General features: G+C 25.5%; 4 protein-coding genes and 1 pseudogene. All 5 read right to left on the bottom strand.

The features are described 5' to 3' along the window. Positions 1–215 (bottom strand): annotated as a pseudogene (locus RT714_RS15845) (hypothetical protein); the annotation flags it as partial. A gap of 277 nt (positions 216–492) precedes the next feature. Next, on the bottom strand, positions 493–1581 hold the full coding sequence (gene mobV, locus RT714_RS15840) for a MobV family relaxase (RefSeq protein ID WP_313758976.1): 1089 nt from the start codon (positions 1579–1581) through the stop codon (positions 493–495). A gap of 506 nt (positions 1582–2087) precedes the next feature. After that, complete coding sequence (locus RT714_RS15835) at positions 2088–2555, bottom strand: hypothetical protein (protein ID WP_313758974.1); 468 nt, start codon at positions 2553–2555, stop codon at positions 2088–2090. 162 nt (positions 2556–2717) lie between these two features. Beyond that, complete coding sequence (locus RT714_RS15830) at positions 2718–3425, bottom strand: hypothetical protein (RefSeq protein ID WP_313758972.1); 708 nt, start codon at positions 3423–3425, stop codon at positions 2718–2720. A gap of 158 nt (positions 3426–3583) precedes the next feature. After that, positions 3584–4419, bottom strand: an 836-nt coding sequence (locus RT714_RS15825) for a protein rep (RefSeq protein ID WP_313758970.1), incomplete at its 5' end; no start/stop codon positions are given.

Raw genomic sequence — 4419 nt, 5'->3', positions numbered from 1 at the left:
TTTTTTTCACCAGTTTCATTATTAACTTTAAAAGCTAATTGACAACTACAATATCTTACCCTAAAAGCTTTATTATCTAATCCAATTTCTTTATAAATCTCAGCTAATTCTAATGTCTTCAGTTTTTTCTCTTTCCAAGGTCTTTCTTTTCCATCAGCTTTTACATCTTTTAGCACTTTATTTTTTTCTTTGTCTATGTTATGATTATTATACAATTTTAAAAATCTCCTTTCTGAAACCAGAAGGGATAAAACTTAAAAAAGAATATAAAAATATCCCCTTGTGGTTTAATTTTTGTTGTGGTGACTAAATTATAACACAGGGGTATTTTTCTGTCTATGAGTATGCAAAAAAACGACCATTTTTTTCTCTGTAACGATTGATCTTACTTTGTTTCAAGCAAGTAAACTCAAATCGATAGTGTTCACATAGTATCAAGATAAGAAGAAACTCGTTTTTGGACACAAAAAATAACGTGGAAAAGACGTTTTTTTATAATTCCATTTCCCAAGATTCTTCCTCTTCCATTTCAATTATTTTTCTATCTCTTTCTTCTAAAAAAACTTTTAAATTTTCAGTTTGATTATTTTCTTTTATAAAATCTTGAAATGCCCCTAATATTTCTTCCTGATTACTAATTTCTTTTTTTAACTTTAAATTTTCTTTTTGCAAAGCCCAACCTTTTTCTTGACTCTCCTTAAAATAATCATCAAGATATTTAGCATTAGTTTTTAAATCTCGATTTTCTTTCTTTAATAATTTAAACTCTTTTTCCAATATCAATTGTTTTTTAGCAACATCTTTTAAATAATCAAAATCATGTTTATCTAATACTATTTTATCCTTACTTAAAAAGCTTTCTTTGCCCTCTAAACGATTTATATCATTAAAATCTATATTTATATGCTTGTACTTATTTAAATCTTCTCTAATCGCCTTTAAATCGTTCTGAAGTATATTTTTTTCTTTAATCTGACTTTCTATTTCTTGCTTTAAAGTTTGCTTTTTAAATTCTTGAGTTTTAAGTCCCTTTTTATCTGAAGGAATTCCTCTTTCTAAATCAAAGCCTTTTTCATTTATAAATTTATGATAATCACTTTGTAAATCTCTTAATTCTTGCCTATTAAAAATTTCTTTGGCTGATAATTTATTATCTTTTGTCACTGGAACTAAACCAAAATGCATATGTGGTGTAGTTTCATCGAGATGAACAGTCGAATAAACTATATTTTCATTTCCATATCTGTTACATAAAAATTCATAGCTTTCTTTAAAAAATTTTTTTATTTCAATATCAGTTAGCTTATTAAAAAATTTGGGATCAGAAGTAACTACAATATCACACAATCTAACTGCATCTTTCCTGATTTTTTTATCTGTTTGTACATTCTCTTTTATAATTTCATCAACTTTTTTATTAAAATTAATTGAATGTCTGTTATGCAAATCATAATTTAGTTTAGATTTTTTATAATCAATATCAGGATTAGTTTGACTCTCTCTTTCTCTTTGATTATGAAATTGCATTCCTTTTACTCCGACAGATTTTATTTTTTGCATCCTAAGAATTGCATAACTCAAAAAAATCACTCTCCTTTTTTCAATATCCCTTTACGGTTATTGAAAAATAAAATCAAAAAACAAACTCATACTTTATCCAAAATTAATCTACTTAATAAAGTTTACGTTAAGATAAAGTATATCACACTATACTTCATAAATGAAGTGTGTGTCCTGCGGAGCTAAAAACATTAAATAAAAGGTACAAAACTGACCTCAAAGTTTCCGTTCGTTTTTATAAAATCAAGGTAGTATTTTTTAGAAAACCACTAAAAAAATCTCCACCTTGATTTTATAAATTTCATCTGCTCTATAAAAAAATAGGCGAAGGTGACAAAGATATAAGTTTAAATTTAATCTTTCCCTTCGCTATAAAAATTTTAGCAGATGAAAACACTCTCTAATTTTATTGGCAAAAAAAATGAACCTGAAGCTCAGGCTCTAAAGATATAAATTCATTTTTGTTTATTTTATCTTAAATTTAAAATATTTTATTAACTTATCATAATACGTAATAAATTACTAATTTAATTTTTAAATCTTGTAATAGCTCTTTTATATAACATATTTAATATGTTATATAAAAGAGCTATTATTGCAGCTCCATAAAGAATTACTAACTGTTGGATTAAGTTGCCAATAGGTATTGCAAAAATAAAAGATATAAGAAAACTAACACAAGTAAAAACTATACAAAAAATAAAATGTACAAGAAAATAATTAATTACATTTATTTTATTTTTTTGTACCAAAAAAACTACTAAATAAACTAAGTATATTAATACCATAAAAATAGCTAAAGCATTAGTCATATTCGATAAGTTAGAAATATATTGATAATGCTCCTTTTGTATTTGTCCATTTAAAGAATAAATTTCAATATATTGAAATTTATAAATTTCTATAAATAAGTATATTGAATTAACTAAAGTTAAAAATAAAGAATAATATCTTAAACCTTTGTATCTTTTAAAATTAAAAAGAAAATCTTTCATGTTAGTAACCTCCATAGATAAACTTATAAAAATATTAAACTCATAAGTCTACATTTAGCCTGATAATTAATATAACAAATAAAGAAAAAACTCTATTTGTTATATTAATTATATATAAAAATCTTTTATTAAATTAAACTAACCATTATAAAATTAATTTAACTATCGTTGCGTATATCTTGGATATATAGTACCCCAATCAAATGTCCGTCCTGTTTCAAATTCGAAACCACCTACTGTAACAGGGTAAATTAACTTTGCTTTTAATGTATATGAACCATAAAATTCAATAGCTCTTCCATTATCCTTAGACTTATATCCTGAAGATATATTACCAGTATCTATAGAAAAAGATCCACCGAAATTAGCCTCTATAGTAATCTTAGGATTTCCTAATGCGGTTAGTGTTCCATTCATATTTTCTGTATACCTTACCTTCATAATAGTCAACCACTCTTTTTTAAATGTCTCACTCTTATCATATTCCAAATGATAAATATATTCTGTACGATTTACTTCTTCATCAATATTACGAGCAAGAACATTTCCCTCCACTCCATTACTAGTAAGAACATTTTCCTCTACTCCATAAGATAATAATAAGCTATGTCTTTCTAATAAATTAAATACTTCATCATAATTTTTAAGTTTCAAATTTCTTTTTACATTATCAGCAATATCATTATCAACATCTTTTCCAAACTTATTAATAACCGTTATATCTTCAATATCATCAACTATTAATAAAAACTTATTCCAAACATTACCTGAGTCTTCTAATTCAACCTCAACAGCAGAGTCTGCAAACACAGTAGAAAATGAAGACATAACTAAAATTGTACAAAATAAAAGTAACGCTATTTTTTTCATAAAAATCCCTCCTTATATTCATATTTACATAATATCACTAATAAACTAAGCAATTTGTCAAAATGAGTCGAAGAGACAATAAAAAAATGACAAACTTATATAATTAAAGAAATAATGTTTTAAATTTCACATTATTTCTTTAATTATATAAAACATTTCTACCTCTTAATATATTGCTTATATCCCACATTCCAATCATAAACTTCAATATGATATTTTATATCTTCTCTTAATTTCTCATCTTCATTATCTGTATTTACTAAATCTCCATCTACTGCATCATCAAGATTTAATTTTTTATGTATATCTCTAAACTCTCCCCCAAAAGCAATAAGTCGCCTATTTGCTAAAGCACTATCTAAAGTGATAACTGTTTCTTTAGATAACTCTTTATCCTGTGGAATTAAATATTCTTCATCCTTCACTGTATACTTAGCTACTTCTGCTACTGATTTAGCAGTTTCTTTCTTAGCTCCAGTTTTAAATGCAGTTATATGAACTATTGGTGTATAATCAACTTTCAAACATGACTTCCATAGGCTTGTCCATTCTTCTTGTGAAATATAATAATTAGGATCATTAAAATAACTTTTATTTACCATCAAAATTGCATGCAAATGAGGATGATAGGTATCATAACTCTTTGATTGCCTATCAAGATTATGGGTTACTTCTAATGCTCTAAACCAACCTTTGACAGATTGCTTTACTACTTTTCTTTCACTTAATTTTTTAAATGCATGAAATAATTTATCTATAGTTTTTGATAAATCTTTATCTACTACATTCTCACAAGTCAATGTTAAAAATAAGAACCTATACTCTTTATCTTCGAGAGCTTTATTCATAACCTTTGATGTCTGGCCATAAATTTTTAAACTTCTTCTCCAGTTACACATAGGGCATAACCTCACTTGGCAGGAAATCATACTATCTAATTTTTTTTCACCAGTTTCATTATTAACTTTAAAAGCTAATTGACAACTACAATATC

The organism is Tissierella sp., assembly GCF_032104385.1.
In the GTDB taxonomy this organism is placed as follows: domain Bacteria; phylum Bacillota; class Clostridia; order Tissierellales; family Tissierellaceae; genus Tissierella.
This window is presented reverse-complemented; position numbering and strand designations above follow the sequence as displayed.

Bases quoted from the DNA above. Each gene is read 5' to 3' on its own strand.
- RT714_RS15835 (WP_313758974.1), bottom strand. From the start codon at position 2,555: ATGAAAGATTTTCTTTTTAATTTTAAAAGATACAAAGGTTTAAGATAT.
- RT714_RS15830 (WP_313758972.1), bottom strand. From the start codon at position 3,425: ATGAAAAAAATAGCGTTACTTTTATTTTGTACAATTTTAGTTATGTCT.